The following is an 18,623-nucleotide window of genomic DNA, read 5'->3' as shown; positions in this document are numbered from 1 at the left end:
CGAGATTGCGCCAGGGAACTGTCTCACTCAGCGATACGCTGGGGAGGTGACTGGCAGCGCAAACCTCGACACCGTGCTCGGCAAGGCGGTGACGATCCTGCGCGCCTTCCGGGCCGACGACCACGTGTTGCCTCTGGCCACCCTGGTCCAGCGGACGGGCCTGCACAAGGCGACGGTGCACCGCCTGGCCAACGAACTGGTCGCGAACCGGCTACTCGACCGTATCGACGGTGGCTACCGGCTCAGCGGCGGCCTCTTCGAACTCGGCATGCTCGCCTCTCTCGAACGTAGCCTCCTGGAGATGGCGATGCCGTTCCTCCAGGACCTGTACGAGCGGACCCACGAGACAGTCCACCTGGGGGTCCGTGACGGCCACGACGTCGTATACGTCGCGAAGATCGGCGGACACCGGCAAGCCAACTCGCCGTCCCGGACCGGTGGCCGGATACCGCTGTATTGCACCGCAATCGGCAAGGCGCTCCTGGCATTCTCCGACAACGAGTTTCGCCGCGAGGTGCTGTCGGAGCCGATGACGCGCCGGACCCCGCACACAATTGTTGCGCCCGGCATTCTCAACACCCAACTGAACCGAGTGGTCGAGACCGGTATTGCGTTCGAGCGCGAGGAATCAGCGCCGGGTCTCGCATGCGTTGCGGCGCCGGTATTCGGAACCAATGACAAACCCGTCGCGGCCATCAGTGTCACCGGTCCCACCAGTCGCTTCGTCCCCGAGAGCCAGGTGTACTACGTGCGCGCTGCTGCCGAAGGCCTACACAGCACGATCGCTCGCCGCGAACGATTGCGGTGATCTGGCCGTCCCGACCCGGACGAGCCCGGTCAATGCGTGCGGCAATGGCCCCTCGTGTAGGACGCCGAGACGTTGGGTCGCGCGGGTGAGGGCGACATAGAGTTCAGACGCACCGCGTGGGCCGTCGGCGATGATTCGCTCCGGTTCCACGACGAGCACGGCATCGAACTCGAGGCCCTTCGTTTCCGAAACCGGCACAGCGCCGGGCACACTCGCAGGTCCGATGACGACGCTCGTACCCTCGCGTCCGGCCTCGTCCTGATTGAATTCGTCGATGGCGGAGGCTAGTTCGTCGGCGGAGATTCGCTTGGACCACGGTTGGACCCCGCAGGCGCGGACGGACTCGGGTGGCTGGACGTCTGGCGCGAACTCGGCGAGCAAGGCGGCGGCGACGCTCATGATCTCGGCGGGGGTGCGATAGTTCACCGACAGGGATCGGTAGATCCAGCGGCCGGGGACGTACGGCTCCATCATCGTCGCCCACGAGCGAGCACCTGCGGGTGAACGTCGTTGCGCGAGATCACCTACTACCGTGAAAGACCGGTCCGGGCAGCGGCGCATCAGGACTCGCCAGTCCATCTCGGACAGCTCTTGTGCCTCGTCGACCACGATATGCCTGTACGTCCAGTCTCGGTCAGCAGCAGCGCGTTCGGCGAGCTCCCGGGTATCGCGTTCGACGAAACGATCCGCCAGGTCCTCGGCGTACAGCATGTCCTGGGCGAGGAGATGATCCTCGTCGTCCATCAAGTCTTCACGACTGATCATCATGTCCAGCACGCCCGCTGCATACGCAGCCTCGTCGCGGCGTTCACGTTCGGCACTCTGGTCGACGGGCTTGTCCCGGCCGAGCATGTCCACCAATTCGTCGAGAAGCGGAACGTCGGACACCGTCCAGGCATCGCCCTCTCGGCGCAACAGTGTCTCGTCTGCGCCTGCCTTGCGTAGGCGTTCTGGCGAAGTAAACAGTTGTGTCAGTAGCTCTTTCGGTGTCAAGATCGGCCAGAGTGCGTCGAGTGCGGCGGCAAACGCGTCATTCTCCGCCAACTCTGCGGTCAGATCTGCGCGCACTTGTTCCCAGGCTTCACGGTCACTGCGTGTCAACCATCCCTTGCCGATCCGCGCTATCGCCCGCTCGGTCAGTGCCCAGGTGACGATTTCGGTGAACACAGTGCGAGCGTCGTTGTGGGGGAGTCCGCTCGAACGAGCTTCTTCTCGGGCCCACTCCGCAGTTTCGGCGTCGATTCGCACTGTGACGTCCGCCAATTCGATCAACAAAGGGTTCTCGGGCAATCGCTGATGATCGGCAATCGCTGCGCCGAGAACGTCCAGGATCTTCAGCGAGCCTTTGAGCCCAGCGGCCTCAGGAGCGTCCTCGGCGGTGACGCGTAAACCCGGAACGAGATCACCGGTGGTCATGAACACCACGTCGGACTCGCCCAGCGAGGGCAGTACGCGGCCGATGTGGTTCAGGAACGCCGGGTTCGGCCCGACCACGAGGACGCCGTGACGTTCCATTCGCTCTCGCTGCGTGTAGAGCAGGTAGGCGACGCGGTGCAAGGCGACGACGGTTTTCCCGGTACCGGGGCCACCTTCGATCACCAGCACCCCGGGGTGTTCGAGTCGGACGATGTCGTCCTGTTCGGCCTGGATGGTCGCCACGATGTCCCGCATTCCCTCACCGCGGGGTGCATTGACTGCTGCGAGCAAGGCGGAATCGCTGTGGGTGTCGTGTTCTGCGCCGTCAGGGCGCCCGAGTACCTCGTCGGTGAAATCGACCACGTGTCGACTGCGTGTGTGGAACTGACGGCGTCGACGCATGTTCTCCGGGTTTGCAGCGGTGGCAACGTAGAACGGGCGAGATGCCGGCGCCCGCCAATCGAGCAGCACCGGTTCGTAGTCGTTGTCCGCATCGAGAAGGCCGATTCGGCCGATGTACGAAGTCTCACCCGACAGCGAGTCCAACCGGCCGAAGCACAGGCCGTTGTCGGCTACGTCCAGCCTCTTCACCTCTTTGGCGAGCGCGCGCACCTCTGCATCGCGTTCCATGAGTGCTTCGCCGTTTCCGCGCAGAGCGGTGCTGTACCTGCCCTTGACTCGGGCGCGCTCCGCATCGAGGCGTGCGTAGAGCGCCTCCACATAGTTCCGCTCGGATCGCAGTTCTTCTTCGTATCCCTGGGTTGGCACGTGCCCTCACTTCCGCTGGCTGTTCCGATCCCGTAGTGGGTCGTGCGGGATCGGAAGAGCCATTCTGCGGCACTACCCGGGCCTTGCCGCAAGGCCCCCGGTGCGATATACATTGATTGTGGAAGGGAGTGTCGATCCTCCCTCGGCTTTTTCCCACAGATCCTCTCGCGACCCCCCAGCCTGATGCACGGCTCCCAGCCTGGTCGATGTTTGGACCCCGAGTGTCACGGGTACAAATCCAGTGACCGGTGTTCCAAAAACGGTTCCCCTCATGAACTTACGTGGATCGAGGGATTGTGAAGGCGATACTGGCAACGGCCGCGAGCATCCTTCTGGTGGTTGCCTTGGCCGTCGCCGTCTTGCTTCTCCTTTCCGGATCACCGCGCGAAGGTACTTCGCACGAGCTCGCCGATACGGTTCACACGATCGGTGGGAAGCCGACAACCTGCACCGAGTTGTTCGGTGAAACATGCAGCTTTGCTTTGCAGTCGGACTACAACCAGTGGGGACAAAACCTCGAGGGTTTTGTCAATGCCGGGACCCTCGGACCTTTCGCCCGCAGTATCGGCTTCGTGGCGGAGGCGAAACTGAGCTTGCAGGCATGCGAGGTCAGCGCAACCGCCGGGCGGACGATTCTCGATTTCTACACTCTCGCCGAGATCGACCACCCCACGGCCACCACCACCGACCTCTTCCCCTTCTGGAACGAGTCCCGCCAATTCCTGTGCCCGGTAAACAGTTTCTGAGAATGCTGTTTGCTATTTGAGATGTTCGAGACGCATCGCTCGCTCGGAGCCAGGTTGGGCGCAAGCGCGCGAATCGTGGACAGCGTTCCGCCCACGGGGGGATCGGTCTGTAACTGGCTCATGAGCACTGAATAACACACGAGAGTGAACGGCACTCCCCTCGGTGGCCGCTTCTTGTACGCGTTGCGGCGTGTCGGTGCACGGATGTTTATGCGAATTTCGACGGGGTAGGGCCTTCTGTGGGGGATTCCTACCTGTGTGGGATCCCGGAGCAACAATCCGAAACGTATTGGAGGGTCAACGTGCCAGATGACAAGAGCGGTCCCAGCGAGGGAATCAAAGGCGTCGTAGAGGACGTCAAGGGTAAGGCCAAGGAAGCCGTGGGTGCGGTTTCCGGAAACGACAGTTTGACCCGAGAGGGCCGCGCCCAGCAGGACAAGGCCGAAAGCCAGCGAGAAGTCGCGAAGAAAGAGGCAGAAGCCGAGAAGGCTCGCGCAGAAGCGGCCGCGGACGAAGCGCGACAGAAGTCCGAGCAATAGCCCCTGACGCACTCGTCACCCTCGGCCTGGGATTGATCCCAGCCGGGGGTGAGTCGTGGCTCCGCGTTCAGTTTGAAATCTCTACTTACATAAGGCGTAACAAGATTCTTGCGCCCAGCATGACGATCAAGAGGAGCTGTTCGATGCCTTCATCTCAGTCCGTCCCAGGTGCACCGGCCCCGAAAGCGCCGGACCTGAAAGAGCCGGTCAAGCCTCGACAGCCGTTGCCGCCCAAGGATGACCAGCGGCAGCCGGAGGTGCGTACCGTCGCGGGTGCCGAGGAGAAGGTGAAGGGAAATGGTCGCGGCCAGCGGGGGGAGTACCTCACCACCGCAACCGGTACACGTCTCTACGAGACCGACCACTCACTCACTGCCGGCGAGCGTGGCCCGACTCTTCTTCAAGACCACCACCTGCGTGAGAAGATCACACACTTCGATCACGAGCGAATTCCGGAGCGCGTCGTCCACGCCCGCGGGGCGGCCGCACACGGAACGTTCCTGGCGAATGGCGCGGCCGAAAACATCTGTAAAGCATCGGTGTTCGCTTCCGGTGCTCGAACCCCGGTGTTCGTGCGGTTCTCGACGGTGCTGGGTTCACGAGGTTCGGCGGACACCGTACGCGACACACGCGGTTTCGCCACCAAGTTCTACACCGACGAAGGTGTCTTCGACCTGGTGGGCAACAACATCCCGGTGTTCTTCATCCAGGACGGCATAAAATTCCCGGACATCATCCATGCCGCGAAGCCCCACCCGGACCGCGAGATCCCGCAGGCGCAGAGCGCGCACGACACATTCTGGGATTTCGTGTCGCTGCACACCGAGGCCACGGCGCACACATTGTGGAACATGTCCGATCGCGGCATCCCGCGCTCCTATCGCATGATGGAGGGCTTCGGTATTCACACGTTCAGGCTCGTGAATGCCGACGGCGAGACGAATCTGGTGAAATTCCACTGGAAGCCGGCCGCCGGAGTGCATTCACTCGTGTGGGAGGAAGCGCAGATCGCCGGCGGTGTGGATCCGGATTTCCATCGACGCGATCTTGCCGACGCCATCGAGGCGGGCGCATATCCGTCCTGGGATCTGGGCGTGCAGGTGTTCCCTGATACCGAAGACGAAATGTTCGAAGGCATAGATCTATTGGATCCCACCAAGATCGTGCCCGAAGAACTCGCGCCGGTTCAGGTCATCGGAACGATGACACTCGACGCCAATCCGACGAACTTCTTCGCCGAGACCGAGCAGGTTGCATTCCATCCGGGTCACTTGGTTCCGGGTGTCGACATCACCAACGATCGTCTCCTGCAGGCACGTTTGTTCTCGTACCTCGACACCCAGATCACGCGACTCGGTGGCCCCAATTTCGATCAGATCCCGATCAACCGGCCTCACGCGCCTGTCAACGACATGCTTCGCGACGGCTTTCATCAGGACGGTGTACATACCGGAGTTGCGCCGTACCATCCCAATTCGTTGGACGGTGGGTGCCCGTTCTTGGCCTCGGCGGAGAGCGCGGCCTATATCGAGGTGCCCGAAGAAGTTTCAGGGCGAAAGGTGAGGCAGGCGCCGGCATCGTTCGACGATCACTTCTCGCAAGCTCGACTCTTCTATCGCAGTCTCTCCCCTGTCGAACAGGAGCACGTCGCGCAGGCGTATACCTTCGAATTGGGTAAGTGCTACGAGGAGAACATCAAGACCCGGAATCTGGGCATCTTGGCAAATATCGACGCGGGTCTCGTGTCGATCGTCGCAGGGGGGCTTGGCCTTCCGGTTCCCGAACCGACCGAGCCGTTGAGTGATCCGGAGCTCAGCCCTGCACTGTCCCAGGTTGGTGCGGAATGGCCGGTAGACGGAAGGATCATCGCACTACTGGTCGATGAGAACTCCGATCTCGAAACGGTTGTCGCCGTTCGAGACAAGATCTTCGACGCCGGCATGGTGCCGCTGATCCTCGGCCCGCACGGCGGAACCATCGGGGACGGTGACGACGCGGTGACGGTGCAGCGAACGTACCTCACAGCTCGTTCGATCGAATTCGATGCAATCCTGCTGAGCGGCGACGTTTCTCGAATCGGCGAGGGCAAGTTGGATCCACGGGTGGAGACTCTGCTGAACGAAATGTATCGTCACAGCAAGGCAATTGGTGGTTGGGGAGAGAGCATGAGTGCGCTGGCTGCGGCCGGTATCGACGAGTCTGCATTGGGAGTCGTCGTCGATGCAGACGCGGAAGGAGCGCTCGCCTCGCTGGCTCAGCTTCTGAAGACGCACCGCGTGTGGGGGCGTTTCGAGGTGCCGCCTACATCCTGAGTGCCGACGTACGTTCGAACCTGCGGTGTGGCCGAATTGCCAGTTCGGCCACACCGTCGGAGTGAAGACGAGTGAAGGGACGAAACAGTGGCTCGCAAGGACTCACAACCTCAACTCAAGGATCAAGAACTCTACGAAGAGCTACGCGAGAAGGGCGATTCCAAGGAGAAGGCGGCCCGAATCTCCAATGCGGCCGCCAATCGAGGGCGGTCGAATGTCGCCAAGTCCGGCGGACAATCCTCGCCGTACGAGGAGTGGACAGTCGACGAGCTGAAGAAACGTGCCAAGGAACTCGATCTGCACGGCTATTCGAAGCTGAACAAGGGTGAGCTGATCGAGCAACTCCGCACTCACTGAGCTGTGTTCTGCTCGAGTCGTATTCTGCTTGTGCAGAATACGACTCGAGCGGTCGGTTCAGTGCCCTTCTTGATCGAAGAGTTCCTGACCTTCCAGTCGTTTGACCCGTCGGTGTTCCATCAAGATGGCCAGTGTTCCGACGATGAAGGACACCACGCACACGACGCCGGCAATGACTGCCCAACCACGAAATCCGTAACCTGCTGCCACCAAGGTCAATCCGAGTGTTGCCAGACCCAGCCCGATCAGCAGGTATCCGGGATAGTTGCGACCGTCGCTGATTGCCTCCCCTACGTGCGATCGATTTGTGTGTTCGTCATCTACCGGTGAACTTTCGCTCGCGTTTGTCACGGCACACTCCATCCTGAGCTCATGAAGACTTGCGATTCTTCGCTCGTCGTCGGTTCACAGGGCAACTACCCGATCGGCCACTGGATGAAACGGTTGGAGTAGTGCCGAAAGGGGTAGAAGGTCGTACGCTCGAAGTATCGGATGTGGATGAAAACCGGTGCGAGGAAGCCCTATGAACGCGAAGCCGACTCCCGACATATTCTCGGTAGGTACACCGACTCTCGGTGTCGAAGAGGAGTTCTTGCTCTGCGATCCGCAGACTGGACATCCCACTCTGCGCAACTCCGAGGTTGCTGCCGCCGGGCGGGAACTCGGTATCTCGCTGCAACTCGAACTCACGCGCTGTCAGGTGGAGACGTCTACGTCGATCGGAAACCATATTCGTGATCTTCGTGATCAACTCTGTGAGTCGCGTGCCGTCACCGCCGACGCCGCTGCCCGTGTGGGTTGTCAACTCATCGCAGTCGGGACGCCGTTCTACGATCCGCCGGTGGACGAGATCACTCAAACGTCGCGATACCAGCGAATGGCCGGTCAATTCAGAGCGATCACCGAAGGTGTGATGTGTGGTTGCCACATTCATGTCGGTGTGGAAGATCGAGAACGATCGGTCCAGATCATCAACCATCTGCGCCCATGGTTACCGACCTTGTTGGCACTGACGGCGAACTCTCCGATCAGCGCCGGTCGCGATACCGGTTATGCGAGTTGGCGTTACGTTCTGTTCGGCCGATGGCCCAGTTCGGGTCCGCCGCCCTACTTCGAGTCCGTGGCGCACTACGAAGATGCTGTTGCAGCAATGCTGGAGACAGGGGTCATTCTCGATCCACACATGGTCTATTGGGATGTGCGCATGTCGGATCACCTTCCCACCGTGGAGATTCGGATCAGCGACGTGCCCGCCACCGTGGAGGAGACGATGACTCTGGCCACACTGGTGCAGGCACTCGTCGGTACCGCATCCGCCGCGATCACGAAAGGTGAAGCAGCGCCTGCTGTCGATCACGAGCTACTCCGCGCGGCTTGCTGGCGGGCGGCGCGTGACGGACTCGACGGGAGGTCGCTCGACGTGGAATCCGTGCGCTTGCTGACTGCACACCAGGCGGTTCGGCAATTGGTGGATCACGTCGAACCTGCGTTGACTGCATTCGGAGAATTCGAGCAGGTCACGGCCTCCTTGGGCAAGGTGTTCAGTAACGGAAACGGGGCGATCGTGCAGCGCCGTGAACTCACGCGTCGGTCACGTGTAGCTGATGTGATCGAGGAGTGCGCTCGACGCACTTTCGAAGGGTGCAGTTCGCAAGGGGGCAGTGAGCTGTAAGGCACGGTTGGAATGGGCATTCGAGAACTTTCAATGTCTTGTCGAAGTCACCGATCGGACTGCAGGAGGAGGAACATATGAATGGCGATCCACGACCCGAGCTTCCGTCGGACAAGGATCTCGACGATATGTGCAGGCAATTGGCTGCGGCAGTAGAGGAACACGGTCTGTCGGTGGCGACGGCGGAATCGTTGACTGCCGGGAACATCGCCGCACATCTGGGAAAGGCGCCGGACGCCGGATCGTGGTTTTGTGGTGGGATCGTCGCGTACACCCGCGAGGTGAAACATTCCGTACTTCATGTTCCGGACGGGCCAGTGGTCTGCGAAGAGGCAGCCAGGGTCATGGCGCACAGCACCGCCACTCTGATGGGTGCGTCGCTGGCGCTGGCCGTCACCGGTGAAGCCGGCCCTGATACCCAGGAGAACGTTCGACCCGGAACTGTGTGGTTCGGAGTCGTCGACCATGGGACCGCCGAAACGGAGAAGCAGGTTTTCTCGGGCGACCCCGAAGCTGTCCTCGGTGCAACTGTCGAGCACGCGATCCAACTACTTCTGCGTCACGCATCCGGTCGCCACACGCCGAGTTCGAGAGTTGTGAACTAGTCGAGTTTTCAACTCTTCGAACGGTTCTTCTTGTGACGACCTGTGTGTTTCGCAGGCGCCTGCGCGGTTGGAACCAGATGACCGTCGGCCGTGTATTTTTCGACTACGAGGTTCTTGCTGACTCCTCGGTTCGCATCCACTGCGCAAGTGATTGCTTCCTTGTCGGAATTGAAAGGTTCCTCGGTCGAAGAGCCGTCGGGCATCGTGATTTTGTACCGATCCATACATCGACTATTGCGGGTTGATCCGTCTCCGACAACCCGAGTTCACGGAAATATCGGTCTGGGAATCAGGCGGATCAGCGGGTCCAATACTCTTCGGGACGTTGACCCGGACGGAATCCGTAGTGCGCGAGCATCGCGGTCGCTTCCGGAAAATTGGCTGCCAGAGCTTCGGGCACATGTGCATCGCTGCCGAATGTCACCGCTTTACCTCCCTCTTCGCCCCACCATTGGGGTATCCAGGGCAACAGCCGACGGGTGTTCATCTCGAGGATCCGGTCGCTGTCGGCGATGGCGCGCATCGCATTTCGGAATCCCTCTTCGAATCGACGGGGATCGAAAGGTCCGGCACTTTCGATCGGCCATGCACGCACCGCGTAGTCGATATGGGCGAACACCTCGAAGGTCCGAGAGCCAGCCACCATACGCGGGATCTCATCGAGGTATGCCCACATGACTTCGTCGGCACTCCACTTTCGAAACAGAGTGTTCGGTTCACTCCGATCGTCGCCGACTTCGAGCGTGTGCAAGGAACCCAATACCCGGTCGATGACACCGAGATCAAGGAGGTGCGACGCCTGCGCTTCGTGCAGGTGCGGTTGTCCGAACTCGACGCCGGTGAGTATCCGCAATTCAGGAAAACGGTGTCGGCATCGTTCGATGCTGTCGAGATAGCCGTCGACGTCGAGGATCGGTGCGCGGACATAGCCGTCGGTGCTCAGCAGGTGATGTTGATGGGGCATCAGATCTGCGGCGGTTGTGCGCCACCGAGCATCGAAGTCGAGATGCTCGGTGAACACCAACGCCGGCAATCCGATTGCTTCGGCACGCGCGCAAGTCTGTTGCATTCGTCCGGATGCGTGCGACAGCGGTCCGCCGGTGTCCCACGACCACTCGCTGTGAACATGACTGTCCGCGGGTAGTTGCATGTTCAGTTCGTACCAGAGCCGGGAGTTTCGAGGGGCGGTTAAAGCTCGGACTGTCGCGCGAATTCGCTCTGTGCAGTGGTTCCCCAGATCTCGGAGGACTGAGTCTCGGGCTCGCTGTCCAGCTTTCGGACGTCGTGAATGAACTCCACACCGTGCAGTTCGTCGGACGGAACCGACAGAAGCTTGCACGTGGTGCTGACGAAGAATCGCTGGACATCTTCCAACTCGAGACGCCCACCGGGCCGGTACCAATGCGCGACCCCGGTACACATCTCGAGTATCGCGAGTCGGCTCAATGCCAGATCTTCGATGTCGAAGGCGCCCACGCGTTGTCCGCGTTCGAGGATCTGTCCGAAAAGTTGCTCGTACTCGTCGCGCAGGGTCTGCAACTCGATGCGGTTGTCTCCGGTCAACCCGCGCATCTCGTACTCGGCGACGCGGGCAGTCAGTTGGTTGACGGCGGTAATGCCGACGTGTGACGACACCAGGCCGGCGAGCTGGACTACGGGATCGGCGCTTCGGCGCATTGCCCGCTCTCCCGACTGCGTCAGCTCGTCGAGGCAGGACCGAATGATCGAGGCCAACAGTGACTCTTTGCTGCCGACGTAGTGGTAGAGCGTTGCCGAGTTGATGCCGGCTTCGGCTCCGAGCTCACGAATGCCGGTGGCGGCGAATCCTTTCGTCGCGAACAGCGTGACTGCCGCCCGTTGAACGCGCCCCAGGTCCATGATCCTCATTTCGGTTGGTTGCCCAATCATGCTAGCATCGCCGCCGAAATCGACCGGCTGTCAATCAGTCGATTGATAGCTGTTTGTGAACTGGCAAATTGCATCTCAACTAATCAATCGATCGATTGAAATACGCTTGACTGTGCCCTGGGTCACTGCATAGTCTCCTTGTCGAGCCTCCCTCTCGGTGCGAGAGCTAACAGGGCACTCCATACAAGGAGCAATGACATGAACGACGCGAATCCCCCATCTCCCGCAACTGTCGACAGGCCTGCCCTGCGGCGTGTGGCCGGATCGGTTCTGGTCGGCACCACGATCGAGTGGTACGACTTTCAGATCTACGGCGCCTCCGCCGCGTTGGTCTTTGCGCCGCTGTTCTTTTCGGGCGCAGACCCCGCGCTGGCGACAATTCTTTCCTTCGCCACCTTCGCTGTCGGCTTCCTGGCGCGGCCACTCGGCGGTGTTGTGATGGGCCACTTCGGCGACCGCATCGGACGCAAGAAGGTCTTGGTGCTCGCACTTCTCTTGATGGGAGCAGCGACGTTCCTGGTCGGCGTCCTTCCGACCTCCGCCCAGATCGGTGTGTGGGCCCCGATTCTTCTCGTATTGCTGAGACTGATTCAGGGCTTCGGCGTCGGGGGTGAGTGGGGCGGTGCAGTTCTGACTGCTGTGGAATACGCACCCAAGAACCGCCGCGGTTTCTACGGCAGTATGCCGCAGGTCGGTGTGCCTGCTGGCCTTCTGCTGGCGACGGCCGTCATGTTCGGCACCAAGGCGCTCACCGGGGACCAATTCCTGGTGTGGGGGTGGAGAATTCCCTTCCTGCTGAGTATCGCGTTGGTCGCCGTCGGGCTTTACATTCGCACCGCGTTGGAAGAGACTCCCGCATTCGCTCGCGTGAAGCAGCAGAACACTGCGGTCAAGATTCCGATGGTCGACGCGTTCAAGAACTACCCTCGTCAAATCATTCTTGCCGCAGGTTCGATGATCAGCACGGGCGCTTACTTCTACATCCTCAACACCTACAGCCTGACCTACGCCGATCAGTTCGATCTGCTGTCCGGAAACCTCATGCTCGGAGCGGTCATGGTGTCCGCGCTCGTTGCAGTCATCTTCATTCCGATCTTCGGTCAACTGTCCGAAAAATTCGGCCGACGCCGGATCCTGATGGTCGGCATCACCGGCATGGGAGTGTGGGTCTTCGTTGCATTCGCCGCGATAGATACCGGCAACTTCTGGATCACCACCGGCGCATTGGCAGTCGGCGCATTCATGCTCAGCATCTCGTACGGGCCGCAGGCGACGTTCATCGCGGAACTGTTCGACGCACGGGTGCGGTACAGCGCAGCGTCCATCGCTTTTCAGATCGGGGTGCTCTTGGGTGGTGCAATCGCGCCGATGGTTGCCGCCATGTTGGTTCGCGCAACCGGTGGATCGCTTGCGGTCGCTGTGTATATCGCTGCCCTGTCTGTTATTTCGCTGATCAGCGTCTACTTCGTCCGTGACACCGACCTCGACGAAGGAAGTCGCGACATGTACATCGATGACAACGGGGCGTATCTGCCGCCGGTCGATCAACGCTCCACGGTTGTCAACTAATAGAGGAAACTTCAATGATCACAAAGAGTTTCGAAGAGATCTCTGTCGGAGACATTGCGGTGACGGACCCGCGGGTCGTCACCGAAGACTATGTGCGAAGTTTCGCCGACCTCACCTGGGACCGCCATCCCCTTCACCTCGACCCCGACTACGCGCAGCAGACGCGCTTCGGTCGCCAGATCGCCCACGGTGCCCTCATGTTGTCCACCTTGCTCGGTCTGGTGGAGTTGGACCCCCGTTACCTGCAGTGCTTCTACGGGCTCGATCAGGTCAGATTCCACCGGCCGACTTACCTCGGCGACTCGGTGCATGCGGTGTCGGAAGTGCTGTCGGTGCGCCCTCGCTCGGACGGTGAGACCGCGATCGTGACGTCGAAAGGCTCACTCGTCAACCAAGACGGAGACCTTGTCTTCTCCGGCGAATTCTCATTCCTGGTAGGCGAGACCCATTCCCTCGACCTCGAAGTGGGTGCTCGGTGAGTTCTCGGCGGCATATGTCATGGTGGCAGGACCTCGAAGCAGAACACTTCGAATGGGCTGTGCCAGAGCACTTCAACATTGCGCACGCATGTGTCGATGTACAGAATCCCGATGATCTGGCCCTCGTCGTAGACACCGGTGGGCACTGGGCGCGGTACACATTCGGTGAAGTCGCCACGATGAGCCGAAAGTTCGCGACCGTGCTCGCGGATCTCGGCCTGGTCTCAGGCGATCGCGTCGGTGTGATGGTCCCACAGGGAATCGAGGTTCTGGCGACACATCTGGGCGCCTTCCGATCCGGAATGGTCACCGTTCCACTTTCGGTCAAGTTCGGATCGGATGCGTTAGTACATCGGATGCGTGACTCCGGCGCGAAAGTTCTTGTGGTCGAGAAGGACTGCTATGAAAGAGTTGCCGACGGAATCGGTGAGATGCCGGGTCTCGAAGCCGTAATCGTGGTCGGAAGGCTCGATCGGCTCTCCGATTCGACGCCCGTGCAAATCCTCGATTTCCACAGCCTCGTCGACGATGCCGCAGAAAGTAGTGAACTGGTAGCCACGGGCCCCGATTCACATGCCATCATCATCTACACCTCAGGGACGACCGGGAATCCGAAAGGCGCGCTCCACGGGCACCGAATTCTCCTGGCGCACATGCCCGGTATGCGGACGGCGTTCGACAATGCTCCGCAGCTGGGAGACGTCTTCTGGACGCCGGCAGACTGGGCCTGGATCGGTGGTTTGTTCGACGTACTGTTCCCCGCACTTGCGTTGGGGTGCCCCGTAGTTGCGACGCCCGACAAATTCACGCCTTCGCGTGCGGTCGAGATTCTGAGCCGTCACAAGGTGACGGGCGCCTTCATTCCTCCCACTGCCCTCAAGCAGATGCGAAGCATCGGCGTCGACAAGACTGCTGCGCGTGGTATTCAGCTGCGGGCATTGGGAACCGGTGGTGAGGCACTCGGTGACGCGCTGCAAGCCTGGGTTGCGAGCACTCTCGGCGTAGCTGTCAACGAGTTCTACGGGCAGACGGAAATGAATCTGACCATCGGCACGTCGCGGTCGAAGTGGAGTCCCGCCAGCGGTTCGATGGGCCGCGCCTTCCCCGGCTTCGAAGTCACCCTCCTCGATCCACTCGGCGAGCCGGTCGAGATTGGTGAGGTAGGCGAGATCTGTGTGAAGGCAGGCAACCCCGGACAGTTCCTCGGATATTGGAACCAGCCGTCGAAGACCGATGAAAAGGTGTACGACGGTTGGATTCACACCGGTGATCTGGGTCGGACTGATGACGCCGGGAACTTCTGGTACCAGGGACGTGCCGATGACGTCATTTCGTCCGCGGGGTACCGAATCGGCCCCGGAGAGATCGAAGAGTGCCTGCTCTCGCACGACGAGGTAGCCATGGCAGGTGTCATCGGTGTTCCGGATCCGTTGCGCGGCGAAGCGGTTCACGCTTTTGTCGTACTGTCCGAGGGGTCGAACTCCTCGGAGGAGCTCCGTTCGGAGTTGCAGACCCACGTGAAAAGTCGCCTTGCTTTCTACCAGTACCCGAGGGAGATCACGTTCATCGACAGCTTGCCGCTCACCACTACCGGCAAGATCCTCCGACGTGAACTCCGAGCGCTGGCCACCTCCGCGAACGGACTCGGCTAGCAGAGGGCTACATGTTGGGTAGGACCACGACGAAGAACCAGCCGCTCAGTGCCAGACCGATGAATCCGGTGAAGAGGCCGACTATTGCATCCCATGGCAGCTGGCGGGCATTCGAGAGCAGATGCCCGCCAGACTTCTTCGGGTGACGTCGGAGCGCGAAGATTCCTGTTGTGATCGCGCCGACGCCCAGCAGGATGCCGAAGCCGAAAGCCCAGAACAGGAGTACCGACAGCGCGCCGAGCATCTCAGACCGCTCACTCCAGCGTGCGATGCGCTGTGTTTCGGTGGGCGGAGGCCACTTGTGTGAAGGCGACAGAGCTGCTCCGAAACGGCGGGTGTGGTGACGAATTGACTGGTCGCTGAGAAACATTGTCCACCACGCCTGGAGTTGAGTCGATGTGCCGCTGGTATGTACTCGTCTACCCCGTCTTCGCGGATGTATTCCGCTGATTTCGAGGCTAGGTGGTTGCCGCTTCTTCCCAGGAGTTTCCATTCCACACGATGGAGATGGGGTATTCGTTGTTGACCCCGTTTTCCCAGTAGTCGATGACGCCGTGGCGCTCCGATTCGAGTTCGATCCAGCCGATGCTGAATCCCCCTCGAAGTACGCGTTGAGCCCGGCGGTCGATCTTGTCCAGGGAACTGCAGAGTCCTCGCACGCGGGAGTCGATCCAGCCCGCAGAGGCATCAAGAACGGTGATCTCGACGATGCTCGCGTCGCTCAGCGGAATCTCGATGAGAAGCTCGCCGGAATCTCGTACCTCTCGAGTCGATCGATTCTCGTAGGCGTGCAACAGCTCTCGCGGTTCGAGCACCGAAGGGTCGCCGTCGGACCGTCGAGACCAACCGAAACGCTGCACGGACACATTGTCTCCCACGAATTGCAGGAATGTCATTCGATGTGAATGAGGCCGTCCAGGGCGTCCAGTACCCGGTCCAGCCCGAACTCCCAGGCCGCCTCGGGGCTGTACGGGGAGTTCTTGGCCTCGCCGGCCGCCCCTCCGACTCGCTGCGCCAGCGGGAAGTCGTCGCCGAGATAAGCAGCCAGACGCTGGTTCCAGGACGACCACACCTCGGCCATGTCGGCTGCTCGGGGGTCAGGGCGCCGCGCTTGCGCCGAGGATCGGGCGAAGTCGGCGACAAATGTCAGGGCGGAGTCCCGGTCGATGTCGCTCAGTCCCGTGCCGTCGAAGGCGTGAAGTTCGTGGTCGTACTTCGCGATAGTTCCCGGACCCAACGCGGAGCGCTGATCGGAGATGTCCAGGAGCCACCAATGCTCCGTATAGAGGGCAAGTTCTTCCTCGGCGACCCGACGCACACGTTGGCGCCAGGTCATGTTCCCGTACGGCAGGAGTGGGCTGTGTCCGTGTACGGCGTCGACCATGAGCACCAGCAGATCGTCGCGGGATCCGACGTGGGTGTACACCGCCATGCCCGAGATTCCGAGTTCGGCGGCCAATCGGCGGACCGTCACGGCGTCGAGGCCGTCGGTATTCGCGACGGAGATCGCGACGTCGACCGCCTGTGAGGTGGTGACCTTCGCTCGCGGGCCGCGGGTGCCACCCTTCGGCGCGAGGGGGTGATCGCGCCAGAGCAGGTCGATCAGTTCGCGTGCCATCAGTCGTCTCCAGAAATCGGGAATACCTCAACGGTGGTATACCTTATACGGTGCATACTGTATGCACTGCATAAGGTTTATCGATCATGGGAGGCCCACGATGAAAATCACCAGCACTGCTCTGTCCTTGAACGTCGCCGACACCGACGCATCGGCAGACTTCGCGAAAACCCATTTCGGTTTCACCGAGGCCATGGCCGATGACGGCTTCGTTTCCCTGAATCATCCGGATGCCGGGGTCAACGTGGTCTTCCTGCGCACCGGGCTCGGGACGTTCAAGCCCGACTTCGTCGCAGGTCCGGCCGGTCAAGGCTTGCTCATTGCATTCGTGGTCGACGATGTCGACGCCGAGTTCGCCCGCATCGCTGCTGAAGGTGCCTCCGTCGTCACCGAACCGGAGACGGAACCGTGGGGTGAGCGTTACTGCCAGTTCGTCGACGCCAACGGAATCGTGTGGCAACTCGTTCAGTGGGTGTGAAGAACCCGAGCGCTCGGCTCCGCGGCGCGCGGCACAGAACGTAACCAGAGGGCGCGTTCGACGGACTGGGCTTGGAAGCGCTGCGGTGAGATCCCGTGCGCAGTGCGAAACGCTCGGCTGAATGCGGGCAGGTGCGCGTAACCCAGGTTCCTCGACACCGTGCCGGGTGCAACCCCGAGTTGGAGTTGGGTGCGTGCCTGGGTCATCCGTGAAAGCGATCGCCACTGCGGATACGTGGTGCCGGTTTCGATACGGAACTCCCGGCGCAGCCTGGCCGCGTCGGTACCGAACTCTTGCGCCCACTCGTCCAGAGTGCGAGGGTCGGCCGGGCGGGCGGCGGTCGTCGCTGCCAGTCGTGTGGCAATCGAAGCGGCGGGCGAGGTGTTCGAAACCGGTTGTGCAAGAGGGCCGGTGGCGATGATGTCGAATGCCATGGCGCTGTCGTGGCCGCGCGGGCGCAAGGGCGTGTAGGCGGCGACGAAAGTGTGCAGCAATGCCAACTCGTCAGCGGGGGAGAACTGCACGGTCTCGAGGGCGTCGGCAGATACGGTCGACCCGTTCGAGGAACGGAAGCCGAGCGGCAGAAGCAGTGAACCAGTCGGAACCGTGACGGTATTGAGGACGCCTGCAGGAAGAATCATGGCCTCTCCGGTGCGCAGTTCCCAGCTGCGGTCCGCGACGTCCACCCGGGCTTGGCCTCGGTAGACCCACACGGCGACGTGGGCGCCGTTGACGCGCGGCCACGTCGCATTGGCCGGTATCGGCGGCGCTGTTTCCCCGGGCTGCCTGGTCTCTGCGAGCATGCGGACCAATGCTTGATCGTTGTCGGTGTCCACGCTGCGATCGGTTGGACCGGAGAGGGCCCGGCGGCGATAGTCGCTCGGGCTCTCTCCCATCTGGGACCGGAACGCACGCGTGAATCCGCTGCCCGTTTCGAAGCCGACTTCGTTTGCAATCCAACCGATCTCGCGGTCCTGCTTCAGGTACTCCAACGACGCGGCGATCCGAGCTCGAAGCCGCCAGCGCGTGAAGGTGAGGCCGGTTTCTTCCACGAAGTATCGCTGGAGCGTTCGAATGCTGATCCCGGCACGCTTCGCGAATTGTGCCTCGGTGTCGTCGGTGCCAGGTGTTCGCAACAGGGCGTGCGCGATCTCGAACGCTTCCCGTGATTGCGGCAATTGCGGCAGCGAGGTGGCCCCGTCGTCGGCCCGGGTAATCATTTCGAACAAGGACGACGGGTGTGCAGCGTCGCCGCGCAGATAGCCCAGGTTGTGAACGAACTCGTGGATCAGTCTGTCTTCCCATCCGGGCGGAACGCGCAGACGCGTCACGGTAGCCGGCCCGGCGCTGACGCCGTTCGAGGGCGGAAGCAGGATGGGAAACGCGACGGAATCCGAGTCCGTCTCCATCGAATATCGCACGCCCGCCGGGATCCACAACAACTCGCCTGCCGGCACCTCGTAGACGGTCGATCCGGTCCTGACGCGTCCACTGCCTGCGAGAACCCAGAACAACAGGGGTGAGCGGCCGATGCTTGGCTCGGTGCGGCAGGCGCGGATCGGCCCCAAGTCGATTGCGTCCGACCTTCCCGATAGTGGTAACACGTTGGCGCTCCTGGACAACCCTTGCGACTTAAGTATGGCTAACTTTACCTCTGCCGACTGCGTTCGCAGCGGCGCACTCTCGTATCTTCAGA

Annotated in this window: 19 protein-coding genes; 11 read left to right on the top strand and 8 right to left on the bottom strand. The window is 61.3% G+C overall.

Annotation, left to right across the window (positions count from 1 at the left end):
* The first annotated feature begins 46 nt into the window (after positions 1 to 46).
* Positions 47 to 808 carry an IclR family transcriptional regulator gene (locus ATN38_RS11070; RefSeq protein ID WP_218747979.1) on the top strand — a complete coding sequence of 254 codons (762 nt, stop codon included), beginning with the start codon at positions 47 to 49 and terminating at the stop codon, positions 806 to 808.
* On the opposite strand, the gene helR is transcribed toward ATN38_RS11070, so the two are convergent.
* Positions 770 to 2,992 carry an RNA polymerase recycling motor ATPase HelR gene (gene helR / locus ATN38_RS11065; protein WP_007735685.1) on the bottom strand — a complete coding sequence of 741 codons (2,223 nt, stop codon included), beginning with the start codon at positions 2,990 to 2,992 and terminating at the stop codon, positions 770 to 772. The two genes, ATN38_RS11070 and helR, sit on opposite strands and share 39 nt — an antisense overlap.
* A 281-nt stretch (positions 2,993 to 3,273) precedes the next feature.
* Between helR and ATN38_RS11060 the strand changes: the two genes are divergently transcribed.
* The 4 genes from ATN38_RS11060 (at position 3,274) to ATN38_RS11045 (ending at position 6,946) form a co-directional block, all read left to right on the top strand.
* The gene (locus ATN38_RS11060; protein ID WP_225320190.1) at positions 3,274 to 3,738 is read left to right on the top strand and encodes a hypothetical protein; all 465 of its coding nucleotides are present in this window, start codon (positions 3,274 to 3,276) and stop codon (positions 3,736 to 3,738) included.
* Positions 3,739 to 4,040: 302 nt separating this feature from the next.
* On the top strand, positions 4,041 to 4,277 hold the full coding sequence (locus ATN38_RS11055; RefSeq protein ID WP_003943084.1) for a CsbD family protein: 237 nt from the start codon (positions 4,041 to 4,043) through the stop codon (positions 4,275 to 4,277).
* A gap of 143 nt (positions 4,278 to 4,420) precedes the next feature.
* Positions 4,421 to 6,589 carry a catalase gene (locus ATN38_RS11050; protein ID WP_003943216.1) on the top strand — a complete coding sequence of 723 codons (2,169 nt, stop codon included), beginning with the start codon at positions 4,421 to 4,423 and terminating at the stop codon, positions 6,587 to 6,589.
* Positions 6,590 to 6,676: 87 nt separating this feature from the next.
* The gene (locus tag ATN38_RS11045) at positions 6,677 to 6,946 is read left to right on the top strand and encodes a Rho termination factor N-terminal domain-containing protein (RefSeq protein WP_003943161.1); all 270 of its coding nucleotides are present in this window, start codon (positions 6,677 to 6,679) and stop codon (positions 6,944 to 6,946) included.
* A 57-nt stretch (positions 6,947 to 7,003) separates the two neighbouring features.
* On the opposite strand, the gene ATN38_RS11040 is transcribed toward ATN38_RS11045, so the two are convergent.
* Positions 7,004 to 7,309, bottom strand: a complete 306-nt coding sequence (locus tag ATN38_RS11040) for a hypothetical protein (RefSeq protein WP_007735689.1) — start codon at positions 7,307 to 7,309, stop codon at positions 7,004 to 7,006.
* Positions 7,310 to 7,469: 160 nt separating this feature from the next.
* Here ATN38_RS11040 and ATN38_RS11035 point away from each other — a divergent pair, with 160 nt between their 5' ends.
* Both ATN38_RS11035 and ATN38_RS11030 read left to right on the top strand, forming a co-directional pair.
* Positions 7,470 to 8,618, top strand: a complete 1,149-nt coding sequence (locus ATN38_RS11035; RefSeq protein ID WP_064113548.1) for a glutamate--cysteine ligase — start codon at positions 7,470 to 7,472, stop codon at positions 8,616 to 8,618.
* A 77-nt stretch (positions 8,619 to 8,695) separates the two neighbouring features.
* Positions 8,696 to 9,223: a CinA family protein gene (locus tag ATN38_RS11030; RefSeq protein WP_007735692.1), complete on the top strand. Its 528-nt coding sequence runs from the start codon at positions 8,696 to 8,698 to the stop codon at positions 9,221 to 9,223.
* A gap of 298 nt (positions 9,224 to 9,521) precedes the next feature.
* Here ATN38_RS11030 and ATN38_RS11025 read toward each other — a convergent pair whose 3' ends face one another.
* Both ATN38_RS11025 and ATN38_RS11020 read right to left on the bottom strand, forming a co-directional pair.
* Entirely contained in the window at positions 9,522 to 10,373 is an 852-nt protein-coding gene (locus ATN38_RS11025; protein WP_073512494.1) for a PHP domain-containing protein, read from the bottom strand.
* A 38-nt stretch (positions 10,374 to 10,411) separates the two neighbouring features.
* Positions 10,412 to 11,101: a TetR/AcrR family transcriptional regulator gene (locus tag ATN38_RS11020; RefSeq protein WP_007735696.1), complete on the bottom strand. Its 690-nt coding sequence runs from the start codon at positions 11,099 to 11,101 to the stop codon at positions 10,412 to 10,414.
* 228 nt (positions 11,102 to 11,329) lie between these two features.
* Between ATN38_RS11020 and ATN38_RS11015 the strand changes: the two genes are divergently transcribed.
* The 3 genes from ATN38_RS11015 to ATN38_RS11005 are packed head-to-tail and all read left to right on the top strand — an operon-like array spanning position 11,330 to position 14,831.
* Positions 11,330 to 12,700 carry an MFS transporter gene (locus ATN38_RS11015; RefSeq protein ID WP_007735697.1) on the top strand — a complete coding sequence of 457 codons (1,371 nt, stop codon included), beginning with the start codon at positions 11,330 to 11,332 and terminating at the stop codon, positions 12,698 to 12,700.
* Positions 12,701 to 12,714: 14 nt separating this feature from the next.
* Positions 12,715 to 13,179, top strand: a complete 465-nt coding sequence (locus tag ATN38_RS11010; RefSeq protein ID WP_003943225.1) for a MaoC/PaaZ C-terminal domain-containing protein — start codon at positions 12,715 to 12,717, stop codon at positions 13,177 to 13,179.
* A gap of 14 nt (positions 13,180 to 13,193) precedes the next feature.
* A complete protein-coding gene (locus ATN38_RS11005) occupies positions 13,194 to 14,831 on the top strand; it encodes an AMP-binding protein (RefSeq protein WP_064113550.1) in 1,638 nt (545 codons plus the stop codon).
* A gap of 7 nt (positions 14,832 to 14,838) precedes the next feature.
* On the opposite strand, the gene ATN38_RS11000 is transcribed toward ATN38_RS11005, so the two are convergent.
* The 3 genes from ATN38_RS11000 to ATN38_RS10990 all read right to left on the bottom strand — a co-directional run bounded on the left by ATN38_RS11000 (position 14,839) and on the right by ATN38_RS10990 (position 16,449).
* On the bottom strand, positions 14,839 to 15,201 hold the full coding sequence (locus tag ATN38_RS11000) for a hypothetical protein (protein ID WP_225320185.1): 363 nt from the start codon (positions 15,199 to 15,201) through the stop codon (positions 14,839 to 14,841).
* Positions 15,202 to 15,289: 88 nt separating this feature from the next.
* Positions 15,290 to 15,727 carry a hypothetical protein gene (locus ATN38_RS10995; RefSeq protein ID WP_064113551.1) on the bottom strand — a complete coding sequence of 146 codons (438 nt, stop codon included), beginning with the start codon at positions 15,725 to 15,727 and terminating at the stop codon, positions 15,290 to 15,292.
* Positions 15,724 to 16,449, bottom strand: coding sequence for a TetR/AcrR family transcriptional regulator (locus tag ATN38_RS10990; RefSeq protein ID WP_007735703.1), 726 nt, complete (start codon positions 16,447 to 16,449; stop codon positions 15,724 to 15,726). Before ATN38_RS10990 ends, ATN38_RS10995 begins: the two co-directional genes overlap by 4 nt.
* Before the next feature lie 100 nt (positions 16,450 to 16,549).
* Between ATN38_RS10990 and ATN38_RS10985 the strand changes: the two genes are divergently transcribed.
* Complete coding sequence (locus ATN38_RS10985; protein WP_030537422.1) at positions 16,550 to 16,927, top strand: glyoxalase/bleomycin resistance/extradiol dioxygenase family protein; 378 nt, start codon at positions 16,550 to 16,552, stop codon at positions 16,925 to 16,927.
* On the opposite strand, the gene ATN38_RS10980 is transcribed toward ATN38_RS10985, so the two are convergent.
* Positions 16,915 to 18,531, bottom strand: a complete 1,617-nt coding sequence (locus ATN38_RS10980) for an AraC family transcriptional regulator (protein ID WP_064113552.1) — start codon at positions 18,529 to 18,531, stop codon at positions 16,915 to 16,917. The two genes, ATN38_RS10985 and ATN38_RS10980, sit on opposite strands and share 13 nt — an antisense overlap.
* Positions 18,532 to 18,623: the final 92 nt, after the last annotated feature.

Origin of the sequence: Rhodococcus sp. FH8 (assembly GCF_019266085.1) — a bacterium.
In the GTDB taxonomy this organism is placed as follows: domain Bacteria; phylum Actinomycetota; class Actinomycetes; order Mycobacteriales; family Mycobacteriaceae; genus Rhodococcus_F; species Rhodococcus_F qingshengii.
This window is presented reverse-complemented; position numbering and strand designations above follow the sequence as displayed.